This is a genomic window from Arcanobacterium wilhelmae, from assembly GCF_029632765.1.
GTDB lineage: Bacteria > Actinomycetota > Actinomycetes > Actinomycetales > Actinomycetaceae > Arcanobacterium > Arcanobacterium wilhelmae.
The window spans coordinates 391,128-413,987 of the sequence record NZ_CP121247.1 but is presented as its reverse complement, the minus strand read 5'-3'; the positions used below and the strand labels follow the sequence as shown (position 1 = coordinate 413,987).

At 62.1% G+C, this 22,860-nt stretch carries 26 protein-coding genes and 1 tRNA gene; 12 read left to right on the top strand and 15 right to left on the bottom strand.

Annotation, left to right across the window (positions count from 1 at the left end; all coding sequences use genetic code 11):
* Positions 1–35: 35 nt before the first annotated feature.
* From P8A24_RS01775 to ychF, 6 genes are all read right to left on the bottom strand, one after another.
* Complete coding sequence (locus tag P8A24_RS01775) at positions 36–455, bottom strand: type II toxin-antitoxin system VapC family toxin (RefSeq protein ID WP_278059127.1); 420 nt, start codon at positions 453–455, stop codon at positions 36–38.
* Positions 452–685: a FitA-like ribbon-helix-helix domain-containing protein gene (locus P8A24_RS01770; protein WP_278059125.1), complete on the bottom strand. Its 234-nt coding sequence runs from the start codon at positions 683–685 to the stop codon at positions 452–454. The genes P8A24_RS01775 and P8A24_RS01770 overlap by 4 nt, the downstream gene beginning before the upstream one ends.
* A gap of 67 nt (positions 686–752) precedes the next feature.
* Entirely contained in the window at positions 753–965 is a 213-nt protein-coding gene (locus P8A24_RS08880; RefSeq protein WP_341276054.1) for a type II toxin-antitoxin system RelE family toxin, read from the bottom strand.
* The gene (locus P8A24_RS01765) at positions 931–1,284 is read right to left on the bottom strand and encodes a hypothetical protein (protein WP_278059123.1); all 354 of its coding nucleotides are present in this window, start codon (positions 1,282–1,284) and stop codon (positions 931–933) included. The genes P8A24_RS08880 and P8A24_RS01765 overlap by 35 nt, the downstream gene beginning before the upstream one ends.
* Positions 1,285–1,353: 69 nt before the next feature.
* Complete coding sequence (locus tag P8A24_RS01760; protein ID WP_278059121.1) at positions 1,354–1,848, bottom strand: hypothetical protein; 495 nt, start codon at positions 1,846–1,848, stop codon at positions 1,354–1,356.
* Between the two features lie 192 nt (positions 1,849–2,040).
* Positions 2,041–3,120, bottom strand: coding sequence for a redox-regulated ATPase YchF (ychF, locus tag P8A24_RS01755; protein ID WP_278059119.1), 1,080 nt, complete (start codon positions 3,118–3,120; stop codon positions 2,041–2,043).
* Positions 3,121–3,393: 273 nt separating this feature from the next.
* On the opposite strand from ychF, the gene P8A24_RS01750 reads away from it, so the two are divergent.
* Positions 3,394–4,641 carry a DNA recombination protein RmuC gene (locus tag P8A24_RS01750; RefSeq protein WP_278059117.1) on the top strand — a complete coding sequence of 416 codons (1,248 nt, stop codon included), beginning with the start codon at positions 3,394–3,396 and terminating at the stop codon, positions 4,639–4,641.
* Between the two features lie 105 nt (positions 4,642–4,746).
* Here P8A24_RS01750 and P8A24_RS01745 read toward each other — a convergent pair whose 3' ends face one another.
* Positions 4,747–5,811: a 4-hydroxy-3-methylbut-2-enyl diphosphate reductase gene (locus P8A24_RS01745; RefSeq protein WP_278060154.1), complete on the bottom strand. Its 1,065-nt coding sequence runs from the start codon at positions 5,809–5,811 to the stop codon at positions 4,747–4,749.
* 231 nt (positions 5,812–6,042) lie between these two features.
* Between P8A24_RS01745 and xseA the strand changes: the two genes are divergently transcribed.
* Genes xseA through P8A24_RS01730 form a run of 3 tightly spaced genes read left to right on the top strand, consistent with a single transcriptional unit; the run spans position 6,043 to position 8,535 of the window.
* Complete coding sequence (xseA, locus tag P8A24_RS01740) at positions 6,043–7,287, top strand: exodeoxyribonuclease VII large subunit (RefSeq protein WP_278059115.1); 1,245 nt, start codon at positions 6,043–6,045, stop codon at positions 7,285–7,287.
* 22 nt (positions 7,288–7,309) lie between these two features.
* On the top strand, positions 7,310–7,585 hold the full coding sequence (locus tag P8A24_RS01735; RefSeq protein ID WP_278059113.1) for an exodeoxyribonuclease VII small subunit: 276 nt from the start codon (positions 7,310–7,312) through the stop codon (positions 7,583–7,585).
* Positions 7,582–8,535: a carbohydrate kinase family protein gene (locus tag P8A24_RS01730; protein ID WP_278059111.1), complete on the top strand. Its 954-nt coding sequence runs from the start codon at positions 7,582–7,584 to the stop codon at positions 8,533–8,535. Before P8A24_RS01735 ends, P8A24_RS01730 begins: the two co-directional genes overlap by 4 nt.
* Positions 8,536–8,636: 101 nt before the next feature.
* Here P8A24_RS01730 and P8A24_RS01725 read toward each other — a convergent pair whose 3' ends face one another.
* Complete coding sequence (locus tag P8A24_RS01725; protein ID WP_278059109.1) at positions 8,637–9,401, bottom strand: isoprenyl transferase; 765 nt, start codon at positions 9,399–9,401, stop codon at positions 8,637–8,639.
* A gap of 242 nt (positions 9,402–9,643) precedes the next feature.
* Between P8A24_RS01725 and trhA the strand changes: the two genes are divergently transcribed.
* Both trhA and P8A24_RS01715 read left to right on the top strand, forming a co-directional pair.
* Complete coding sequence (gene trhA, locus P8A24_RS01720) at positions 9,644–10,432, top strand: PAQR family membrane homeostasis protein TrhA (RefSeq protein ID WP_278059106.1); 789 nt, start codon at positions 9,644–9,646, stop codon at positions 10,430–10,432.
* Between the two features lie 274 nt (positions 10,433–10,706).
* Positions 10,707–11,675: a PPK2 family polyphosphate kinase gene (locus P8A24_RS01715; RefSeq protein ID WP_278059104.1), complete on the top strand. Its 969-nt coding sequence runs from the start codon at positions 10,707–10,709 to the stop codon at positions 11,673–11,675.
* Between the two features lie 119 nt (positions 11,676–11,794).
* Here the strand turns inward: P8A24_RS01715 and mca are convergent, their stop codons facing one another.
* Entirely contained in the window at positions 11,795–12,670 is an 876-nt protein-coding gene (gene mca / locus P8A24_RS01710; RefSeq protein ID WP_278059102.1) for a mycothiol conjugate amidase Mca, read from the bottom strand.
* 387 nt (positions 12,671–13,057) lie between these two features.
* Between mca and P8A24_RS01705 the strand changes: the two genes are divergently transcribed.
* The 3 genes from P8A24_RS01705 (at position 13,058) to P8A24_RS01695 (ending at position 14,851) form a co-directional block, all read left to right on the top strand.
* Positions 13,058–13,546: a GreA/GreB family elongation factor gene (locus tag P8A24_RS01705; protein ID WP_278060153.1), complete on the top strand. Its 489-nt coding sequence runs from the start codon at positions 13,058–13,060 to the stop codon at positions 13,544–13,546.
* 24 nt (positions 13,547–13,570) lie between these two features.
* Entirely contained in the window at positions 13,571–14,218 is a 648-nt protein-coding gene (msrA, locus tag P8A24_RS01700; RefSeq protein ID WP_278059100.1) for a peptide-methionine (S)-S-oxide reductase MsrA, read from the top strand.
* 225 nt (positions 14,219–14,443) lie between these two features.
* Complete coding sequence (locus P8A24_RS01695) at positions 14,444–14,851, top strand: FKBP-type peptidyl-prolyl cis-trans isomerase (protein WP_278059098.1); 408 nt, start codon at positions 14,444–14,446, stop codon at positions 14,849–14,851.
* 206 nt (positions 14,852–15,057) lie between these two features.
* Here P8A24_RS01695 and P8A24_RS01690 read toward each other — a convergent pair whose 3' ends face one another.
* Positions 15,058–15,972, bottom strand: coding sequence for a Bax inhibitor-1/YccA family protein (locus tag P8A24_RS01690; protein ID WP_278059096.1), 915 nt, complete (start codon positions 15,970–15,972; stop codon positions 15,058–15,060).
* A gap of 206 nt (positions 15,973–16,178) precedes the next feature.
* Here P8A24_RS01690 and P8A24_RS01685 point away from each other — a divergent pair, with 206 nt between their 5' ends.
* Positions 16,179–17,114, top strand: a complete 936-nt coding sequence (locus tag P8A24_RS01685) for an ABC transporter ATP-binding protein (RefSeq protein WP_278059093.1) — start codon at positions 16,179–16,181, stop codon at positions 17,112–17,114.
* Complete coding sequence (locus tag P8A24_RS01680) at positions 17,111–17,911, top strand: ABC transporter permease (RefSeq protein WP_278059091.1); 801 nt, start codon at positions 17,111–17,113, stop codon at positions 17,909–17,911. Before P8A24_RS01685 ends, P8A24_RS01680 begins: the two co-directional genes overlap by 4 nt.
* A gap of 49 nt (positions 17,912–17,960) precedes the next feature.
* On the opposite strand, the gene P8A24_RS01675 is transcribed toward P8A24_RS01680, so the two are convergent.
* From P8A24_RS01675 to P8A24_RS08905, 3 genes are all read right to left on the bottom strand, one after another.
* A tRNA-Leu gene (locus tag P8A24_RS01675) sits at positions 17,961–18,033 on the bottom strand.
* A gap of 158 nt (positions 18,034–18,191) precedes the next feature.
* Positions 18,192–19,295 carry an IS30 family transposase gene (locus tag P8A24_RS01670; protein WP_278058658.1) on the bottom strand — a complete coding sequence of 368 codons (1,104 nt, stop codon included), beginning with the start codon at positions 19,293–19,295 and terminating at the stop codon, positions 18,192–18,194.
* 126 nt (positions 19,296–19,421) lie between these two features.
* Positions 19,422–19,592 (bottom strand): helix-turn-helix domain-containing protein, encoded by a 171-nt coding sequence (locus tag P8A24_RS08905; protein ID WP_370870582.1) that lies wholly within the window; start codon positions 19,590–19,592, stop codon positions 19,422–19,424.
* Positions 19,593–19,824: 232 nt separating this feature from the next.
* On the opposite strand from P8A24_RS08905, the gene nhaA reads away from it, so the two are divergent.
* Positions 19,825–21,090, top strand: a complete 1,266-nt coding sequence (gene nhaA / locus P8A24_RS01665; protein WP_278059089.1) for a Na+/H+ antiporter NhaA — start codon at positions 19,825–19,827, stop codon at positions 21,088–21,090.
* A 70-nt stretch (positions 21,091–21,160) separates the two neighbouring features.
* Here nhaA and P8A24_RS01660 read toward each other — a convergent pair whose 3' ends face one another.
* Together P8A24_RS01660 and P8A24_RS01655 are read right to left on the bottom strand one after the other, a co-directional pair.
* Entirely contained in the window at positions 21,161–22,138 is a 978-nt protein-coding gene (locus P8A24_RS01660; RefSeq protein ID WP_278059087.1) for a Ppx/GppA phosphatase family protein, read from the bottom strand.
* A complete protein-coding gene (locus tag P8A24_RS01655; RefSeq protein ID WP_307014619.1) occupies positions 22,135–22,767 on the bottom strand; it encodes a DUF501 domain-containing protein in 633 nt (210 codons plus the stop codon). The genes P8A24_RS01660 and P8A24_RS01655 overlap by 4 nt, the downstream gene beginning before the upstream one ends.
* Positions 22,768–22,860: the final 93 nt, after the last annotated feature.

Sequence of the window (22,860 nt, the reverse complement as noted above, 5' to 3'; positions counted from 1 at the left end):
CGCTCGCGATTTCCCTAACACACCGACGTCGTCGGTTACATCTCCCAAGGGTTAACGAGTTTCACCCCGGTCCCCTGGAAATCTTTCACATTCCGGGTTGCACACACGTCGTCATTTGCTAGGCAAATCGCAGCTATCTGCGCGTCGGCCGTCGAGATCGGCCTCCCCGCGCGCGAGCGAGCCTTGACAACTTGCGCATAGATAGCTGCTTCGGCTTCACCGAAAGGAAGAATTGCACGCGTGCCAAGGTAAGGCTCGACGACGGTGGCGAAAGTTGTTGCAAGATAGCGCTGGCGCTTCCCCTGAGGCATCAACGCCAAACCCGCATTGATTTCTGCCAACGTAATCGATGTGATCGCGAAGTCATCACGCACGGAACGCACCCACGAGACAACCGATTCGTTCGGGTTTCCTCGCATAAGCTCCGAAATAACGTTTGTGTCGAGAACAATCACTCGAAGATCGCCACCCGCGCTTGATCATTACGCGCAGGGACCACGAACTCATCCCCTTCGGGTCCACCGCTAAACGCATCGAGGATGGCCACGCCGATGTTCGGCCGCCGAACAGCTTGTGTCAGAATTTCGCGGACCTCGGCCTCCATTGATCGACCGTTTTCTTTCGCACGATGTGCAATGCCAGATTTCACCGCATCATCAAGGCCACGCACAAGAATTGACGCCATCACGCCTCCCCTCATTGCTATCATCAACGATAGCATTTAAAGCTCTCGCCAGGAAGCCCCGTCCCACCTAGCGGTACACGTCCCGCCGGTTGCCGATCTTTACCACCGCAACAACGAGGCGACGATCTTCCACCGCATAGATGATCCGATCATCACCAACGCGTACCCGCAATCCTGGCCGGCCTTTCAGCGCTTTCACCCGCGGCGGGTACGGATCGCGTGCAAGAAGCGCGGGAATATTCCCACTATGCGCGGCGCAGGTGGATGATCCGATCGTCACGGTGATGCGCACCGGCGCCGCCGCTCACATTCCGGGGGCGGCGCTCGTTGGTGACGACGTCCCAACCGCCGCGCTCGAGCGCGAGGGCGAGAACGGCGTCGGGACCGACGTAGTCCTCCGGGTTCCAGCCGTGTCCTGGCGCGACGTCGGCGTGGTGGACGAAAACCAGGTGCCCGCCGGGCGCGACGACGTCGAGCAGGCGCGCCTGTGCAGCCCCGTCGTCGGTGCGGCGCAAAGCCGGGTACATGGCGACCACCAAATCAAAGTCGCTGGGGAGTTCGGCGTCGACAAGCCCTGCAGGAACGCCGGTGACGCTCACGTCCGAAGCCGCAGCGAGCGCGAGCGCGTGGCCCGCAACTCACAAGCCTTAATGAGAATCGTGCGCAAATTATTCCCGTACGCTCGGAATTGCCACCGTACACGCAACCTGCCCGGAAAGCCTGCGAATCAGCGCATACACAAGCAACCCCAGGGCAGCTACAGCGAGAAGCGGCTGGAGCGGCGCGAAATAGCTGATCGCACCGGAATAGCCCAGCGCTAGCAATGCAATTTTGTTACACACCGGGCAACCCACCGCAAACCAACCCAACGCGGTACCGAGCAGGCCGAGCGAGCCGCGGTCTGTCGACGGCTGCGCACCGACGTCGCCAGCTGGCGTGCCAACGTATGTGCCGAGCAAGAGTCCGGTGAGCACCGCCGTCGCGATCCAGACCGGATAGTTCCACGCAACCGGCGCAATATCGCGGCCGAACACAGAATTTGGAATCAGAACCGTAGCGAAACCGATCAACAAAGCCGTTCCGAGCGCGCCCGCGGCCGCAACAAGCCATGCTCGGGCACTCCACGATTTAATTCCCACCCACGCGAACGAAAAATGATGCATATCCCCCATCATCCCCGAGAGCAGTGACAACTGCAATACCCCTGCGATGCTCCTGCCACGAGCCTCGACATCGGCGATAGATCTGCCACAGACATCAGCTGACTTCGTCGAAACACGGCTCCAAGCTATCGGGGCTTAAAGGCCAAAAAGTAGGGCCGCCCCGGTGGGGCGACCCTACTGAAAAGTTGTGTTTTAGACGTTAAACATGAACTCGACGACGTCGCCGTCTTGCATCACGTAGTCCTTGCCCTCTATGCGCAGGTGGCCGTGGGCCTTTGCTTCGGCCATCGAGCCGTACTGGACGAGATCATCGAAGGAAACGATCTGGGCCTTGATGAAGCCGCGCTCAAAATCGGTGTGGATCACGCCAGCTGCCTGCGGCGCCGTATCGCCCTTGTGGATGGTCCACGCACGGGCTTCCTTCGGGCCGGCCGTCAGATACGTCTGCAAGCCGAGGGTATCGAAGCCCACACGCGCCAGCTGATCGAGGCCCGATTCCGTCTGACCAGTGGATTCGAGCATTTCACGAGCTTCGTCTTCATCCAGCTCGATGAGCTCGGATTCAAACTTGGCGTCGAGGAAGATCGCCTGCGCGGGCGCAACAAGTTCGCGCAGCTTGGCCTGCATGTCGGTGTCGGCCAGGCCGTCGTCGTCGGTGTTGAAGACGTAGATGAAAGGTTTGGACGTCATCAACTGGAAAGTCTTCAGGATGTCCTGATCGAGGTGCTTTCCGGCCGCGAAGAGGGTTTTGCCCTCCTCGAGGATCGCGAGCGCCTCCTGCGCGGTAGTGACGTATTCCTTCGGAATCTTCTTGCCCGTGAGCTCCTTCTGCAGGCGCGGGAGCTGCTTTTCAAGGGTCTGGATATCGGCCAGCACCAGCTCGGTGGTGATGGTTTCGATATCCGACGCCGGGTCCACCTTGCCGTCCACGTGAGTGACATCCGGGTCAGCAAACGCGCGCGTGACCTGGCAAATCGCATCCGCCTCGCGGATGTTCGCGAGGAACTGGTTGCCGAGACCTTCGCCTTCCGACGCACCGCGCACGATGCCCGCGATATCCACGAAGGAGACCGTTGCCGGCAGAACCTTCTGCGAGCCGAAGATCTCCGCGAGCTTATTCAGGCGCGGATCAGGAAGCGGCACCACGCCGACGTTGGGCTCGATCGTTGCGAACGGGTAGTTCGCGGCGAGCACGTTTGCGCGCGTAAGCGCATTGAACAAGGTGGACTTTCCCACGTTGGGGAGTCCTGCAATTCCGATAGTTAAAGCCACGGCTCCATTGTAGTGGCGTGGTGGCACAGTTCCCAGCCCACGCCCCAGATGTGTCCGACGCCTGGGTGTGGATGGCGTACGCATACGGAAGCGCCACTTCTGGGCTCCTGGGAGTTCCCCTCCACGCCTGCGGCGCGGAGCCTCCCCCTTACGCCCTGAAGTGGCGCTTCCTCCTGCTCAATCACCGCTACCCGGTTTCTTTCACGACGCCGGGGCGCGGCGCGCGAAAGTGATCGCCGTTTTTTGTCATACCCCCTCGATAGTGTTGGGGGTATGAACATTTCAGTGGGATTTTTGATGGTGATCATCGCGCTGGCGTTGGCGTGCGGCGCGGCTGTGGGCTGGGCTTTTGCCGCAAGTCGGGGCCGCGCGGGGGTGGATGCGGCGCGGGCGGAGGCGGATTCCGCCCGCGCCGCCGCCCAGGCATCGCGCGAACAATTATTGGTGGCGCAGGGGCAGCAGGCACGGCTCGAAGATGATTTTGAGCGTCTGGCGGAGAAATCGCAGGAGGAATCTGCCTTGTTGGCCGCCCTGTCTCCGATTGCGCATCAATTGGGGCAGGTGGATCGGTATGTGCGCTCGCTCGATGCGAAGAATGCGGAGCAGTTTGCACGCATTGGCCAGCAACTGGCGAACGATGCGAAAACAACGGTCCAGCTGGCATCCACTACACAGTCACTCGCATCAGCGATGCGCAACTCCTCGGCACGTGGCGCCTGGGGCGAGGTGCAGTTGCGGCGCGTGGTGGAAGCTGCGGGGATGCTCGCTCATATGGATTTCGACGAGCAAAAGGCCTCGGCAGGATTTGTCGATTCCGGATCGGCTTCAGGCGCGGGAAACGCCGTGTCCGGAGCGCCGAGTAAGGGCCGCCCAGATATGCTGATTCATCTGCCTGGCGGTGGCCAGATCCCCATCGATTCGAAGGTGCCGATGGGCGCATACCTGGAGGCGATGGAGATCTCACCGTCGGATCTCGAGCGCGCGAAGGAGCGTGCCGGGCACCTCACTGATCACGCGAAGGCTGTGCGAAGCCATGTGAACACGCTGGTCAAGCGCAATTATCCGGGCGATTTTGCAAATTCACCGCAGCTCACCGTGATGTTCTTGCCGTCCGAGGCGCTGCTCTCACAGGCACTCGATTCGGATCCAGGATTGCTCGAATACGCGCTCGGCCAAGGAGTCATCCCTACCTCCCCCGCATCGCTCCTGGCTCTATTGCGTTCTGTGGCAGCGGTATGGCGCAGCGAATCTGCCTCAGCGGAAGCAGCCGAAATTGTGGCCGTCGGGCGTGAACTCGTCGATCGCCTGAGCGTGTTCGTGGATCACCTTGCCAAGCTCGGCAAATCACTCCAAGGATCAGTGAAGGCATACAACTCGGCGATGGCCTCGCTTGAGAGTCGCGTCCTGGTGTCCTACCGGAAGTTCGATTCCCTGGGCGAAAAGGCCAAAGCGTTACAAGCACCACCGCAAATCAGTAGCGAGGCGGCTCAGATCCGCGAAGCCACAGCCCCTGAGTTATGAAACCTCAAGCGCACTCACCCTGATCTGCGATCGCTCAACCTCTGAGGCAACACAAAAAGAAAATCTTGCCGCTGGAAATGGTGTGGGGTGTGACACCCCACAGCCTCAGCTCTCGTTCGCCTCGCCGATTCGATGAGTCGAGCGGGCGTTGGAAACGCCTGCCTTACGGTCGCGTACCTTGTGCGGTCGATCCACTTCCACACCGGTGGCCTTCAGATCACCACGGAGATTCTTCGGGAGGGAGAAATGCACGTCCTCAGTCACTGTCGAGACCGGCTCCACAGCCGTAAAACCGCGAGCCTTGAGCCAGTCAACAACCTCGCGAACCAGGATCTCCGGAACGGAAGCACCCGACGTCACGCCGATCGTCGTCGCACCCTCGAACCACTCCTGACGAAGTTCATCTGCCTTGTCTACGCGCTGTGCACTACCAGCACCAGCCTCCAGCGCCACCTCAACCAGGCGAACCGAATTCGAGGAATTCGCAGAACCCACCACGATCACCACGTCGGATTCGGGAGCCATCTTCTTTACCGCACCCTGGCGGTTCTGGGTGGCGTAGCAAATGTCATCCGAGGGCGGATCAATCAGATTCGGGAACTTTGCGCGCAGGCGCTCAACCGTCGCCATCGTCTCGTCCACCGAGAGCGTAGTCTGCGAAATCCACACCACACGATCCGGATCGCGAACCTCAATCCCATCCACATCCTCGGGCCCGTTCACCACCTGGATATGCGAGGGAGCCTCACCCTGCGTCCCTTCCACTTCCTCGTGCCCATCGTGACCGATCAGGAGGATGTCGTAATCATCATTCGCGAACCGCACCGCCTGCTTGTGCACTTTCGTTACGAGCGGGCAGGTCGCATCGATCGTCAGCAGGTTCCGGCGCTGTGCTTCTTCGTGAACCGCGGGAGAAACACCATGAGCCGAGAACACCACGCGGGCACCCTCGGGCACCTCGTCAGTCTCGGAAACGAAGATCGCACCGCGCTTGGTGAGCGTCTCCACCACGAATTTGTTGTGCACAATCTCCTTGCGCACATACACCGGAGCGCCGTACAGCTCGAGGGCTTTCTCCACGGTGTCCACCGCGCGATCAACACCCGCACAATACCCGCGCGGGGTTGCGATCAAGATACGCTTTCCGTCTGCCGATGCCTCAGAAGGAATATCGGCAGGGAAAGCGGAGGAACCAGCAAGCGAAACAGTATTCTCAGTCACGCCTCCACCCTAAGGGAAAATCTGGCGTCACGCGAGAGAGTGCGCACACATCATCCCCATATACTCGGCAACCAGCCCGTGATCCACTGCACCCCCTCCCCTCTCGCACCGCCGTCTCGTCACCCTGAGCATGCCTTTCTACTCACCCGCCACCAATGTCAGCCCTCTAGGATAGAAACCGTGAAGTATCCCGTACCTGCAGATCTGCCTCAAACAGCGGCCGCCACCACGCCAGAGCGGCCGTGGCCACTCGCGCTCCTCAACAAGAAGATCGAAGAATACGTCTCCGCCATGTCGATGATGTGGGTGGAAGGCGAAATCACAGAGTTCGTGCGCCGGCCCGGATCGAAGGTCCAGTTCCTCACTCTCACGGACCTCTACGAGAAAGCCTCCATCACCGTCAAGATCTTCTCCCATGCTCTCGCCCCCACAGTCGAGGTGGGCCAACACGTGGTAGTTCAGGCGAAACCCGATTTCTATAAAGTCAACGGTTCCCTTTCACTCTTCGCGCAAGAGATCCGCCAGGTCGGCCTTGGCGATCTCCTTGCACGCATCGAAGCTCTCAAGGCCAAGCTCGCAGCCGAAGGCCTTTTCGACGCGCGCCGGAAAAAGCCCCTCCCGTTCCTCCCCGCGAAGATCGGCCTGATCTGCGGCCGCAACGCAAAAGCCAAACACGACGTACTCGAAAACACCTACAACCGTTGGCCAGACGCCCAGTTCGAGATCCGCGAGGTCGCCGTCCAAGGAACAAACGCCGTGGCCGAGATCATCCCCGCTCTCGAAGAACTCGATGCGGACCCAACGGTTTCCGTCATCATCATTACGCGTGGCGGAGGCTCGGTCGAAGATCTCCTCCCCTTCTCAGACGAAACTCTCGCCCGCGCCGTCGCAGCCGCACACACGCCCATCGTTTCCGCGATCGGGCACGAAACCGATTCACCAATCCTTGATCTCGTGGCAGACTTCCGCGCCTCCACCCCAACCGACGCCGCAAAAAACGTCGTCCCCGACGTCGGCGAACTGCGCCAAGATCTCGCCGTCGGCCTACGTCGTGGCCGCCTCGCGATCGACCGTCTCCTCGACGGCGCAACCAACGAGATTTCCACCCTCCGCTCACGCCCAGTGATGGCAACGCCGGAACACATGGTCGATGCGAGGGAAGAAGATATTTCCGGCTTGCGGGAGTGGGCTGCACAATATATCAATGGGTATGTAGAAACTCGGAGGGCCGATATTTCGGCGATAACTCGCCAACTACGGACTTTGTCCCCACTTTCCACGCTCAACCGCGGATACGCTGTGTTAAGGACACATGAGGGCCATATTGTCCGCTCCCCTCGGGATGTCACTCCTGGGGAGAGCCTCACGGCAACGTTGGCGGAGGGCTCATTGGATCTCACATCCAGCACCCACCCTCATAAATAACGCATTCAGGATAGGAGAGAACATGGCAGACACCACCACAGCAACGAGCTCTGCTCCGCTCACCCCTGAAGAACTCGACGCCAAGGTAGCAGGGCTGTCGTTCGAAGACGCCCGCGCAAAACTCGTCGAAATCGTTTCCCGGCTCGAGCAGGGCAACCTCCCACTCGAAGACGCACTCACCATGTGGGAACTCGGCGAAGCACTCGCGCGTCGTTGCGAACGCTGGCTCGACGGCGCCCGCCAGCGTCTCGCCGCCGCACACACCTCCACCCGCGAGGGTGAGGAGACACCACAATGAGCACGTTCGTGATCGGCGAATCCCTCGTCGACGTCATCCACTCCCCCGCCGGAGTCACCCGCCACCCCGGCGGCTCCCCGTTCGCCACCGCCGTCGGGCTCGCACTGCTCGGCCGGCGCACACAACTCCTCACCCGCATCGGCGACGACGCCGACGGCACGCTCCTGCGTGCGCGCCTGGAAGAATCAGGAGTCGAACTCGTCAACGGATCTGTGGACAATCGCCCCACCTCCACAGCTCACGCCACCATCAATGAACGCGGCGCCGCATCCTACGAGTTCTCACTCGTCTCAGATTTCCCGATGCCACCCGAGGATCCCGCGCTCCGCGCAAAAATCCAAGAACACGCGCCCCGCGCCGTCCACGTTGGCTCCCTCGGCGCCCACCTCGAACCCGGCCGCCAAGCCGTGCTCGAATGGCTCAAGCTGTACGCTGGCCGATCAACCGTCACCTACGATCCGAACATTCGTCTCAACGTCATGGGAAGCGCGCACACCGTGCTCGCCCAAATCGACGAAATGATGCCCTACATCGACGTCGTGAAAGCATCGGATGAAGATATCGCGGCGCTCCTTGGCGAAATCTCGCCGGCAGAAGCCGCGAAATACTTCCTCAACCGAGGCGCCAAACTCGCCGTGATCACGCGCGGCCCAGAAGGCGTACTCCTCGCAACCTCCCACGAATCAGTCGCACTACCCGCGGCGATGGTTGAGGTTGTGGATACGGTTGGAGCAGGCGACGCCATGACGGCAGCCCTCATCGACGGCCTCGGCCGTTTCTCCGTACTCGGCGGCGAAGAAACCGCACACATCGCTGATCTCTCCGCGCCCGTGCTTCGTTCGCTCGGTGCCTACGCGGCTGCCGCAGCCGGCATCGCCATCACGCGCGCCGGCGCAAACCCGCCAACCCGCGCCGAACTGCAAGCCGAATCCGAACTCTACGCACGCTAGTATCGGCGCCAACCCGCACCGAAACCGCGCCGGTCTCGTACGCTCCTTGCGCACCGCCGTTGGGAATCGGCCCGGCGCAAACACCGCTGAAACCGCAAGCGCTACTTGCCCATGCGACGATCCCGCGTCGAAAAATCGCGGATCGCGCGCAAGAAATCGACCCGGCGGAAATCAGGCCAGTACGTCTCGCAAAAATACAGTTCCGTGTGAACCGTCTGCCACAGCATGAAGCCACTCATCCGCTGCTCGCCCGACGTACGAATAATCAGATCCGGATCTGGCTGACCCGCCGTATACATGTGGTCCGAAATCTCGTTGATCGACAGCGAATTCGCCACGTCCTCGAGCGTCTCGCCGGCGGCCGCACGCTCAAGCAGATACTCGCGCACCGCCTGCGTCACCTCCTGGCGACCGCCATAGCCAATCGCAACATTCACCATCATCGCCTCAGGCGCCTTCACCGAACGCGCCGCCGCCGCCTCAAGACGCTGCGCCGCCTGCTCGGGCAACAAGCTCAAATCCCCCAAAACGCGCACATTCCAACGCCCCGAATCGGCGAGCGTATCCACCGCGTCACCAATAATCCCGATCAGATCATTGAGCTCCGCCGCCGCACGCGACAGATTATCCGTGGACAGCATCCACAACGTGACAATCTTGATCCCGGCCGCCTCACACCAGCCGAGCACCTCACTGACATGGTCCGCGCCCTTGCGGTGCCCGTTCGCCGCCGACGTACCCAGCGCCTTCGCCCAACGCCGATTCCCATCCAGAATGATGCCCACATGCGCCGGCACGGCAGCGGAATCAATCTCAGCCTCGAGCATGCGCTCATACAACGAGTACAAAAACTCGGGTATCCACATCAGGCGGCTCCTTTCTTCGTGCCTATTCTACCGGGCGCAGGCCGCGGAACGTGCACGCTTGCAACTTCGCAAGCGACGCGCACACGCCGCCAGCGGGCCCGACGTCGGGCGGCGGCACGGGCGTCGGGCGCCGTCCGACGTCGGCGGTTTGCGGAGCGCACGCCGTTTGCCGGTTGGGAACGTCACCCGCACATTGCGTCAGGCGCGCCTCGCCTCTAGCCTTGTGGTGAACAAGGAGAACCATGAACGCGAACACGCAAACACACAACGAAGCCCCAGCCCCGACGTCGGGCACGGGCACCGCCGTCGCCGGCCGAGAGCCGGGACGCACCTCAACCACCCCGACGACGAAGCGGCTGTCCGCCATGAGCCGTGCGGAGCGCAAAGCGTACCTCGCGTCCGCACCGAAACCGAAAGCACGCGGCTGGATCCACGCGTTCACGGCGCCGCTCGCCCTCGCCAACGGAATCCTGCTCGTGATCTTCGCGCCGACCGTTGGGCGGCTGCTCGCCGCGATCGTGTTCATGATCGCAGGGCTCATCCTGTTTGGGAACTCCGCTGTGTACCACCTCGGGCCGTGGGCACCGCGCGTGAAAGGGATCCTGCAGAAAATCGACCATTCGAATATTTTCATCCTGATCGCGGGGACCTATACGCCGCTCTCGGTGTCGCTGCTCAGCCCGGGGATGGCAGGGCTCGTACTCGGGCTCGTGTGGGGCGGCGCGGCGATCGGGATCGGGATGGCACTGTTCTGGCCGTCGGCCCCACGCTGGCTCACCACGCTCACGTACGTGGCGCTTGGCTGGGTTGCGATCTGGTTCGTGCCGCACTTTTATGCCGCGGGCGGGGCAGCGATCGTGTGGCTCATCGCCGCGGGCGGCATCGCCTACACCATCGGCGCGGTGTTTTACGGCACGCGCTGGCCGAATCCGTGGCCGCGCCACTTCGGGTTCCACGAGTTCTTCCACACCGGCACTGCAGTCGGGTACGCCTGCCACTGCGTGGCCACCTGGCTCGCGATTTTGTCGTAACGGAGGCTTGGCACCAACAAACCGGAGACGAGGCGGGGTGAGTATGCCAAAAATGGCATACTCACCCCGCCTCAGCCCTCTGACAGCAGACCACTGCGTGGAAACCGGTAGAGCAATCCGCACAAACCGCCTAAACTATCCCCAAACGTGAGCCAGGACACGCCTGAGTGTGGGTTTAACGGCACGACGCCGTCGCCGCCCTCGCGCAGGAACCTCCGGGCCACAACGCAACCCGCCCAGGGCGCGGATACGTCCGCACACGTGAGGAGAAAAAATGGCAAAAGCAAAGTGGTCGGCGCTACCGACACAGACACTGCGAGCAGGCGAAGGCTTCAGCCTCGCCGATTTCGACGCGAGCGCAACCCCCGGCTGGTCGGCCGGCAAGGCGGCAGCCGAGAAGTTCATGGCCGCGCGAGGCGAACTCCTCTCCGAGCTCCAGGAGCGCTTCTTCGCAAACGCGAAAGAAGGTGACCCACGCAAGCTCCTCCTTGTTGTCCAGGGCCTGGATACCGCCGGAAAGGGCGGGATCGCGCGCCACGTGCTCGGGATGGTGGATCCGCAAGGCGTGCAGCTCGCATCCTTCGGGGTGCCCACCGAGGAAGAACGCGCCCACCACTACCTGTGGCGCATCGAGCGCGCACTGCCCACACCTGGAAAAATCGGCCTCTTCGACCGCTCCCACTATGAGGACGTGCTCGTGGTACGCGTCGAAAATCTCGTACCGCAGGATGTGTGGGAACCGCGCTACGAGGAGATCAACGCCTGGGAACGCAACCTCGTGGAAAACGAGAATTTCACCATCATCAAAGTGGCGCTGATGCCGAGCCACGCCGAGCAGAGCGTGCGCCTTGCCGAGCGCCTCGCCCGCCGCGACAAGTGGTGGAAATACAACCCGTCGGACGTGGACACGCGCGAAAAGTGGCCCGACTACCTCGAGGCCTACCAGGCGGTGCTCGACCGCACGTCCACCGACGTCGCGCCGTGGTACGTGGTGCCCGCGGATCACAAGTGGTACGCGCGCCTCGCCGTCACCGAGTTGCTCACGCAGGCGCTGATCGGCTTCGAGCAGGAGTGGCCGGTCCCCGAGTGGGATCTGACCACCGAAAAGAAGCGCTTGCGTTCGACGATGACAAAGGAGGAACGCAAGGCGACGCAGGCCGCGCTCGACGGCACGAAGAAAAAGGTCAAGGGCGCGATCGCGGACTTTGAGAAGGCTGTGGCGAAGGCGGTTAAGGGGCGCTAGGTGGCCCGCACCAGCACTGGTCAGTGCTAACTGGAGACAAGACGGTGGGCTCATGCTATTTTTGGCGTGAGCCCACCGTCACAATCCCCGCGTCGTTCACACACTCTAAGTAGCCCCAGTTACCCGATCGGCTCCAGGCCGTCGATGCGCTCGAAAAGGTCAGTTTCGGCGTCGGCCCACCCCACCGAGCTGAGCGCGAGGTGGAACTGCTCCCACGGCCACACGCGCGCCTCGAGGTCACGCGGAACCGCGAAGAAAATGCCATTCGGGTCGATCTGGGTGGCGTGAGCCGCGAGGGCGGCGTCGCGCGCAGGGAAGAATTCAGCAACGTCGATCGACGCCTCTCCTGCCACCGACGGGTGCCCCTCTGCGTGATGCACCCACTCAGTGAAGACCGCCGGCAACCCGGCAGCAACCATCGCCGAATCGAGGGTGCGCATACGTTGCACCGAGAAACCGGCGTCGTAGTACACCTTGGACACACGCCACGGTTCGCCAATTTCGGGAGCGTAGTTCGGGTCGGACGCGGCGGCGACGGCGGCCATGGAGATCACGTGTGTGCGGATGTGGTCGGGGTGCGGGTAGCCACCGCGCTCGTCGTAGGTGATGAGCACTTGCGGGCGGAACTCACGGATTTGCGCAACCAGCGCGCGGGTCGGCGCGTCGAGCCCGATCGCCGCGAAGCACCCCGCCGGCAGCGGCGGGAGAGGGTCACCCTCAGGCAGGCCGGAATCTTCGAAGCCGAGCCACACATGTTCCACCCCAAGGGCTGCCACCGACGCCGCCATTTCCCGACGTCGGTAGCCGGGCAGGTCGGCGGCAATTTCTGTGTTCCCGACGAGGGCCGGGTTGAGGATGCTTCCTCGCTCGCCGCCCGTGGCGGTTACTACGCGGACGCGGCCGAGATGAGCGTATTTTGCGAGCGTTCCTGCACCTTTTGAGGCTTCGTCATCGGGGTGCGCGTGAACGGCCATGAGCCTTCGCTGGTCGGTCATCGAACCCTCCGTTTCAAGTAGTTGAATTTTTAGTAATTTCTGCTTTCAACTACTTTAGCGCGCAGGCAGAGAATCAGCAACGCCCGTCCCGGCGCCGGCGTCGTACGCCCCCAACCGCCACAACCCCAGCCGCCGCACCCCAACCCCGGTGCACCCGTGCACAACTCCATCAATCGGGCCAGGCGTTGCTATATACGCAACGCCCACGCAAACTGATTGAGTTCTGCACGCAAGCTGTGCCCCGGCGCCGGCGTCGTACGCCCCCAGCCGATTCCCATGCCAACCGCACCCCAACCGGTGCTAGAATGCGGGGACGGCAAGTGCATGCCCACACTCGTGGGCATGCTTCTATGTGTAATGGCCCGCGCGGCCATGAAGGAGTGCATGATGGCAGAAAAGGCAGAAACTACCTGGATGTCGCAGGCGAGCTTCGATCGCCTCACGGCGGAGCTCGAGTCGATGAAGACCGAAGGCCGCGCGGAAATCGTCTCCCGTATCGAGGCGGCGCGCGCGGAGGGCGATCTGTCGGAGAACGGCGGCTACCACGCGGCGCGCGAGGAGCAGTCGAAGCTCGAGGGCCGTATTCAGGAGCTCACGTACCTGCTCGAGCATGCGGAGGTTTCGGACGAGCCGGTTTCAGCAGAAACTGTCGCGCCGGGCACCGTGATCACTGCGAAGGTGAACGGCAAGGACAAGCACTTCCTGCTCGGCTCTCGTGAGGCCGCCGGGCACGTCGAGATCGACGTCTACCCTGAGTCGGCGCCGCTGGGCGCCGCGATCCTCGGCCTCAAGGCCGGCGACACCACCTCCTACATCGCGCCGAACGGCAAGGAGTTCAGCGTGGAAATCATCAAGATCGAAGCTTTCGAGGGCTAAATGTTTCTTTTCCGTAGGCCAGAAATGGTAAAGCCTGAGGATGCGCTCCCCGGGCGCGAGAACGCGATCAACCCGAATCCAGCGCCGCACGCGATCCTCGGCACGGATCTGCTGGCGGAGCCGGCCGAGAACCAGGAAGTGATTTACCTGGCGGGCGGCTGCTACTGGGGCGTTGAAGAGATTTACTGGCAAATGCCGGGCGTGGTGTCGACGGCGGTGGGCTTCATGGGCGGCTACACCCCGAACCCCACATACCGCGAGGTGTGCACGGGCGAAACCGGCCACACGGAAACCGTGCGCGTGGTTTTCGATAAGACGAAAACCGATGTGGGCCAGATCCTTAAGACGTTCTACGAGATGCACGATCCGACATCGCTCAACAAGCAGGCGGGCGATATCGGCACGCAGTACCGTAGCGCCGTTTTCTACACGACCCACGAGCAGGGCCATACGGCGGTTGCGATGCGCGACGCCTACGAGAAGGTGCTGCGCGAGGCCGGCAAGGGCGAGATCGTGACGGAGTACAAGGCTGCGGAGGCTGCGGGCCCGTTCTTCCTCGCCGAGGAGGACCACCAGCAGTACCTGCACAAGGTTCCAAACGGCTACCGTTGCCATTCGGAGTCGGGGTTGCCGTGCCCGCTTCCGGGTTCGGGCCCGCTGGCCGGGATCTGAGCCGGGTCGACTTGGCGCGATAGCTGCCGACGCCGGTGCGCGGCTCGCGCCGAGCAACGCCGGCTGAGTCCGAGCGGTGTATGCGACGTGTGGGGCGGAAGGTTTTCCTTCCGCCCCACACGTTTACCCGCCGACGTCGGTGCGCGGCTCACGCGGTTAGGCGCGGCTTACGCCCCGGCGTCGGCTAGACTGGTGCCAAATGTTAACGCAACGAAAGGACACATAATGTCGAAGCTTCCTGAGGTGTCGGGCAAGTTCGGTGACGCGCCGGAGTTCACCTGGCCGGAGGGCGACGCCCCGAAGGGCCTCGCGGTTGAGGTGCTCGAGGAGGGATCGGGCCCGGTAGTGACGAAGGGCTCGGAGATCGAGGTGAACTACCACGGCCAGATTTGGAATGGCCCGGTGTTCGATTCGTCGTACTATCGCGGCTCGACCACATCATTCCCGATTGGTGTGGGAATGGTGATCCAGGGCTGGGATCAGGCGTTGGTCGGCAAGCAGGTCGGTACGCGCCTGGTGATGTCGGTGCCGCCGGAGAAGGGTTACGGCCCGATGGGCAACCCGCGCGCGGGTATCCACGGCGACGACGTCCTCGTTTTCGTTGTGGACATCGTCCGCGTGCACCAGCGCTGATTCGCGACGCCGGGGCCACGACTCGCGTGATAGCGGGAACATTTACGGGGTTTGTGGAGGATGGAGATCCTCCACAAACCCCGTTTGTTACACCAGCAACATGAAAATATCACGAGGGCGGCGGAAGCTTCGAGCTTCCGCCGCCCTCGTTCATCCCCGCCTGCTTTCATTGCCCGCAGGCTGGCGAGAACCAGGATGCCATCGCTTTAGCGATCCGAGGCAAGCATCGCCGCGAGGCGCAGAACCTCAACGTAGATCCACAGGATCGTCATCACGATGGCGATGCCGACGGTCCACGCGAACTCCTTCGGAGCACCGTTGGCGATTGCGGTGTTCACATCCTCGAAATCGCCGATCAGCATGTAGGAAGCCACAACAATCATCACCACGCCAAGGATGATGCCGAGCGGCAGACCCATCACGGTCACAGAGCGCAGGCCCCACGCACCGGTAGTCACGCCGAACGCCATGAGCAGCATGTTCACCACAGCGAAGATCAGACCAGCGAGCGCCACTGCGAGAACGATCTTTCGACCCTTCGGAGTGGTGCGCACAGCGCCCGAGTAGTGCAGGCCAAGCGTTACGCCCACAACAGCGAGCGTGCCGAGGATTGCCTGGAACGCCACGCCCGGAAGAACGCGATCAAGGCCGAACGTGATCGCGCCGAGTGCCACGCCCTCAAGAACGGAGTAGCCGAGCGCGAGGCCCGGGCCCACCATGCGCTTGAACGCGATCACCATGCCCACCACGAAGGCCGCGATCATCGCGACGATCGCGAGCGGCATCTGGAACTGGAGCGGCACAATGAACGCGGTAGCAACGCCGGCCGCCACCGTAGCGCCGAGCATCGCGGCCGTCTTGTTCATCGCATCCTGGTAGGTCATGCGGTTCGCGGCCGGAGCCTGCTCGAACGCATTGCCATCTACCTGGGGCTGGAACTGCGCCTGGTAGGCACCCTGGGCCGCGGCGTAATCGGCGCCGGCCTGCGGCGAACCGTACTGGCCCGCGTAGCCTGCGCGCGGATCGTAGCCGGCGCCGGGCTGGTAGCCCGCCTGCGCCTGCGAAGCATTTTGTGAAGCGCCCTGGAAGTAGGGGTTGCGCTGCATAATCGGATTGGACATTATCCCTCCTTGGGATCTCAAAACGTCGGGAAGTACACCCTCTCGGCGAACTAGTACCCATCCTAACGGAACCGTAACCGTGCGCAATAGCCCAGCAGTCGCATTATTTTCCGCCGTTCGCGTACATGTACAGTACAACCGCGGGCGCAGAGGTTTTCCCACGCACGGCCTGTAGACTGGTCATAATTCTCACACAAAGGAGCGAGATGATAACGGTTGACCACCTAACGAAAAAATATGGCTCGAAGGTGGCTGTGAATAATTTGTCGTTCACGGTCCAGCCTGGTCGCGTGACCGGCTTCCTGGGTCCGAATGGCTCAGGTAAGTCCACCACGATGCGATGCATTGTGGGCTTGGATTCGCCGACGTCGGGGCACACCTCGATCGACGGTGTCGAATACAGCAAACTCACCGCGCCGATCACGAAGGTGGGAGCTTTGTTGGACGGCAAGGCGTTCCATCCAGGGCGGAGCGCCCGCGGGCACCTGCGAATCGTGGCCGCCACGCATGGCATCCCCAAGCAACGCGTTGAGGAGGTGCTCGAGTTCACGGGCATCGCGGCGGTTGCGAATAAGCGTTTTAAGAGTTTTTCGCTGGGCATGGGGCAGCGTTTGGGAATCGCGTTGGCATTGCTGGGAGATCCTGAGGTTTTGCTGTTCGATGAGCCGGTGAACGGCTTGGATCCCGACGGCGTTCGCTGGGTGCGTTCTTTGATGCGGGATCTTGCGGCGCAGGGGCGCACGGTGTTGGTGTCGAGCCATTTGATGAGTGAGATGGCGCTCACTGCCGATGATCTGGTGATTATCGGTAAGGGCTCGTTGATCGACGCTGGCCCAATCACGCAGTTTACGGAGAGTGCGGCACGTTCGTCGGTCCGCGTGGCCGGTCCTGATGCGCTGGCGATCGGCGATGCGCTGCGCGGTGCCAATATGGTCTTCGATCAGGTCGCCCCGGAGGACAAATTCCCCATGGGTTCCTTCCAGGTCAAGGGCGTGAGCCGCGGGGAGATTGGGCACCTGCTGCACCAGGCGGGTGTGGAGATCCACGAGCTGTCTGAGCTGCATTCGTCGCTTGAGGATGTGTTTATGGAGCTCACGGCCGATCAAGTTGAGTACACCACGACGCAGGGAGGGGCCCGATGAACACAATGGCAACCCAGTACACCTCGCGCTTTGCCAATCGCCGCGTGAACTTTCTTGGAACGGTGCGTTCGGAGCTGAAGAAGCTAATGATCCGCTCGATCCTTATCACCTCATTTGTTGGGCTGTTAATCGTTGCCGGGCTTTCGCTCGTGGTGGCGAGCGCACAAATGAACGACCGCGGCTCGGCGGTTCAACCCGAGGGCGTGTTGATCTTGTGGAGCATTTCGGGTCTCGTAATGATCGTCGTCGGCACTCTTGCCGTCACCAGCGAATATGCTCACAACACGATGCGCACTACCGCGCTGTCTGTTGCCGGGCGCGGCCACGCGTATTTTGCGAAGGCTACTGCTGTGGCGGTTTATGCAGCAGTGTATGCCGTCGTCACGGCGGGCACGCAGATCGGCGTCGCCACCGCACGGTTGGGTTCGCAGGCAGATTTCACGGCTACCACCTGGTTCACGGCTGGACGTTTCGTCGGAGTGCTCGTGTGCTTCGCGTTGATCGCGCTGGGCTTGGGATACATTCTGCGATCTACTGCGGGAGCGATCGCCGTCGTCATGGTGTTCTTCATCTTTGGTGGCATGGTGGCGCTCGTTCCGGTGGAGTGGATCATGAAGAACATTCCTCAGTTCATGCCGCAGTCGGTGGGTACGCTCGCACTTGCCAACGAGGCTGTTCCGCCGCTGATGGGCGGCCCGTTACTCGATAACGCGGCGAAGGCGTTCGCGGCTCTCGGTGTCTACGTAGCGGTGGCTCTTGGTTCCGGCCTCGCACTGTTCAAGGCCCGCGATATTTGAACCAGCCCACACATGCAAGAAGGCCCAGGATTTTCCTGGGCCTTCTTTGTACCCCCGGCCGGACTCGAACCCGCACTTTGCAGATTTTAAGTCTGCTGCCTCTGCCATTGGGCTACGGGGGCGCGCCCACCTATTCTACGCGAAACCAGCCCCCGACGTCGGACCACGTCAAATAATGCTCAAGCCGAGCCGCGCACGAGCCGAGCCGCGCACAAGCCAAGCCACACACAGGCCAAGCCCGTGCACAACTCAATCACATCCGCGAGGCGTTGCGGCGGGTTCAGGCGGTCAATGCATCATTTAGTTGTTGGGCTAGTGTCTCATGTGGGGTGGCGCCTTTGAGGACGACGCGGGCGCGGTTGTTGAGTTCGTCTTGGGCTTCTTGGACTTGGGCATCGGTGATGGTGGCGAAGTTCGTTCCTTTGGGGAAGTACTCGCGGATGTCACGGTTGAGTCGCTCGTTCGAGGGCCGCTGCCAGGGAGAGTGGGGGTCAGCGAAAAACACTTTCACTCCCGTCGCGATCGTGAAGGACTGGGTTTGAGCCATTTCCGAGCCCTGGTCCCACGTGATCGTTTCAAACTTCCCGGGTAAAGACTTCACCATCGTGACCAACTCATCGACCACAGTCTTCGAGTCACGTCCCGCTCCGAGCCGGTGCATCAACACAAACCGTGAACGCCGCTCAACGAGCGTGATCAACGCTGTCCCATGCCCATCCTTACCACCACCAACAACCAGATCGCCTTCCCAATGCCCAGGAACAGCCCGATCACTGGCCTGGGGAGGGCGCATCGAGATCTGGGCACCTTCGACCCATGTTTTCCTCCCACGCCCCGGAAGCCCTGCAAGACGCGACCGAGGAATACGATTCTTCCGTCCCGAACGCAACGCTTTTTCACGTTTCAGTTCCTGCGCGAGTGAACCTACCCCTTGAACATATAAGGCTTGATAAATCGCTTCGACACTCACGTGCATCTCCCTATCATCTGGATACAAGTGTCGTAACCGTACCGCGACTTGCTGGGGTGAATACCGTTGATTGAGCAACCCCACCACAACCTCCCGAAGACGCGTGTTGGCCTGGAGTTTCAATGGTTTAGGACGTGCCCTACGCTCGAATGCTTTGCGTGAAGCCACACCCGCATCATAGGACCCATCCACGCGTTGGGAACGGTTAATCTCACGCGTGATCGTTGACGGGGAGCGTTTGAGGCGGATCGCGATCTGCCGGCCAGAGTATCCTTGGTCTAACAGCAACGCGATCGCGACACGTTCTTTACTCGTGATACGACGCCCGCGCCCAACGTTGCCGCTACCAACCTGGTCCACACTTGCAAGATGACGAGTCCCGCCACGGCGGCCTCGTCGTAACGCATTTTCCATGTCGCCTAACGCTACCCTGCATTGACGGACCCATTCACGGCAATACCCAAGCTCATGCGCAATATCAGTATTCGTCCATCCCTGGCCAATCAACTCGACCGCACGTTGACGATCACGCTCACGAACCTAGGCAAGAGACCCATGCGGGCCCGTCGCGAGGACTAGACCCGCCTCACGACACCACCTGCGGATCGTTTCCCGTGACATTCCCAACCGGCGAGAAAGACTCGACGCGCTCTCCCCACCCCGAATACACTCCAACACCACAGGCTTCACACAAAGCCACTTCCCGGCCATACCAACACACCCCAATCAGATAGTGCATTGACCCCAAGAACCTACCTGCTCATATAGCAACGCCCGCGCGAACTGACAGAGTTACGCACAAGCCCCTCCGCTCACACCAACCCACGCTCCGGCGTTGGGCTGCGTCGCTAAAACTTTCTGGCCACAAAGTGAAACAGGTAATGGCCACGTTTCGGACATTCGCTAAACTGGAGGGCAGTCACAAAAAGAAAGATACGAATATATGTCGAAAAACCCGAACATCCTCGCTCGCTACTCGCGTGCGTTGCACAACGAAACTTTTGCCGGGATGGTACTGATGGTGGCCGCCGTCATCGCGATCGTGTGGGCCAACTCGCCGTTCCGCGAAACGTATGAACATCTTGCGCACTGGGAGGTTGGCCCTGAAGCGCTCGGGTTACACCTCGGCCTCGCGCACTGGGCGGCAGACGCGCTCCTCGCTGTGTTTTTCTTCACGGTGGGCCTGGAACTGAAGCAAGAATTCGCGATCGGCTCGCTGCGCGATCGTAAACTCGCCATGGTGCCGATGGTCGCGGCAGCATTCGGCATGATCGGCCCGATCCTTGTGTACACGTCGATCCAGTTGTTCTCTGCGCAGCCCATCTACGACGGCTGGGCGGTCCCGGTGGCAACCGATATCGCGTTCGCGTTAGGCGTGCTCGGGCTGGTGGGCAAGGGCCTACCGCAGGCGCTTCGCACGTTCCTCATGACTCTGGCAGTGGTGGACGATCTCCTCGCAATCATCCTGATCGCGGTGTTCTTCTCGGAGAACATCAACCTTCTGTGGCTTGCCGCCTCGCTCGCAACGATCGCGATCTACGGTTTCGTTGTGCAAAAGCGCATCACAAAGTGGTGGATCCTGTGGCCGCTGGCGATCCTCGCCTGGTATTTCATGTTCCTCTCCGGCATCCACGCAACGATCGCGGCGGTGGCGCTCGGCCTCACAGTCCCGGCCATCCAGAAGGTGAAGAACCGCAAGATCACCATGCCGATGACGGAGTTCTTCACCCAGAAGTACCACGCGTTCTCCGCGGGTTTCGTCGTGCCGGCGTTCGCGTTCTTCGCTGCCGGCGTGAACGTGGTGGACAAGGGCGGCCTGGGCGAGCTGCTGGCCGATCACGTGTCGGTGGGCATTTATCTCGGCCTGCCGCTGGGCAAGATGCTCGGCATTACGCTCTCGACTTGGGTGATGGTGAAGTTCTTCAACGGCCATCTTGGCCGTGGTGTGAAGATGCCCGATATTGCAGCCATGGGCTTGATCGCAGGCGTGGGCTTCACCGTCTCGCTCCTCATCGCACAGCTGTCGTTCCCCGAGGGTTCCTCGCATGGGGCTCACGCGGCGGTGTCGGTGATCCTCGGATCGCTGCTGGCGATCGTGCTGGGCGGCTGGGCGGCTCGCGTGCGCGCACACCACCACATGCGCCTGGCGGATAAGACGAACATTCGCCGTTCGGACGGCCCGTCCGACGAACGAAACCGCGGCCGCTAACGGCGCGCGCAGTACGAAACGACGACGTCGGGGCTCGGTTTCCAGCCGAGCCCCGACGTCGTTTTGCGTTTTACAGTTGCGGCGCTTGTGGTTCGCGCGCGGCCCACAGCGCAAGGCCGTCGAGAATATCGTGTTCGGAAGTCACCACGTGTGTGATGGGATGCCCCGCCTGCGCGGTGCGCGCAGCGATCCGTTTGACTACTTCTTCCCACACGAGCGCTCCGGCGCCGATCACGTCCACACGCCCCGGGTGCATGTACCCGGGCGTGCCACCCTTTTCGAACGGGGCCGCAATAAACCATTCGCAAGTTTCTTCGATCTGCTCTAGGCTCAGCTGCGCACCGTGGATACGCTGAGGCTGATAGGAATCGAGCCCGAGAGCCTGTGCTGTCACGGTAGTGACCGTGCCTGCCAGCCCGATCACGCCGCGCGCGGCGGCCAGATCCACGTGCGCCTCGGCCTCATCCAGCGCGGCGTTCACGTCCGCCCGAGCGGCTGCCACTTCCGCGGCGGTGGGCGGATCCGACACCAAGTGCCGTTCGCGCATGCGCACGCTCCCCACGTTCATGGAGAACGCGGCGAGCACCTCCCCCTCGGCGGTTCCCAACGCCAGCTCCGTCGAACCGCCACCCAAATCCACGGCGATCAGCGGCGAGGGCGCCCCCGCGGGCAGCACCGAGATCGCGCCGGAAAACGACGCAGCCGCCTCCTGCTCCCCCGTAATCACTTGCGGCTCCACTCCAAGCCGCTCGCGCACGCCGTCAATAAACTGCGCGCGGTTGGAGGCGTCGCGCGTGGCCGAGGTGGCGGCAAACCGCACCGACTCCACGCCGTGCTCGCGGCACTGCGCCGCGAACCGATCAACCATCACGAGCGTGCGCTCGAGCGCCTGAGGATCAAATTGCCCGGTGCGATCCACGCCCTGCCCGAGCCGCACCACTTCCATTTCGCGCACGACGTCGGCGAGCGGCGCACCCGCCTCCCCAGGAACATCCGCGATGAGGAGGCGAATCGTGTTGGTCCCGCAGTCGATTCCCGCGACTCTCATGCCTGCGCCTGCGCACCCGACGCCGAAGCGAGCCCCACGCCCGAACCGCCAGTAGCGCCCGAACCTGGCTCCGCAAGCCCAGCACCGGCGTCGTCGGAATCTGCGCAGTGGCACACGGCAGGGTCCCAGCCGATCATCTCGAGGGCGTCGTCGCCGGCGGGGCACACGCCCGGCCCAACAGCCAAGGCATACCCTGCGAGCGCGTGCAGGCACTTGACTCGCTCGGGCATGCCGCCTGCGGATTTCCCGGCAATCTCTGGCACTTTCTCGAGCAGGTCGCGGCGAGCCACGTAGGAGGCGTGGGCGCGCTCATGAGCAGCTGCATATTCGGGATCGGTAGCAAGGCGCTCGTTAAACAGCGCCATATCGCCACGCGATTCGACGCGCGAAATCTGCTTCACTGCCCACGGCAGCGACAGGTAGAACAGGGTGGGGAACGGCGAGCCGTCGAGCAGGCGCGGCCACGTGATCGTGACCGCCGGCGCGCCACACGCGCACCGTGCACCGATGCCGACAAGCCCGCGCGGATCGCGCCCGAGCTGGGCGGTGAGCACCTCGCGGTCGTTCCCTGCAACTTCCGTGGCATTCGCCGCCACTTTCTTCAACACGTCAAGCTTGGGGTATTCCACTGTTTCTCCTGTTCGCTTTGCTGGTGCAAGTTTACCGGCCGGGCGCTCCCCGGCGCGACGGCGTAGCTCACGTCACGCTATCGGTCCGGCCTG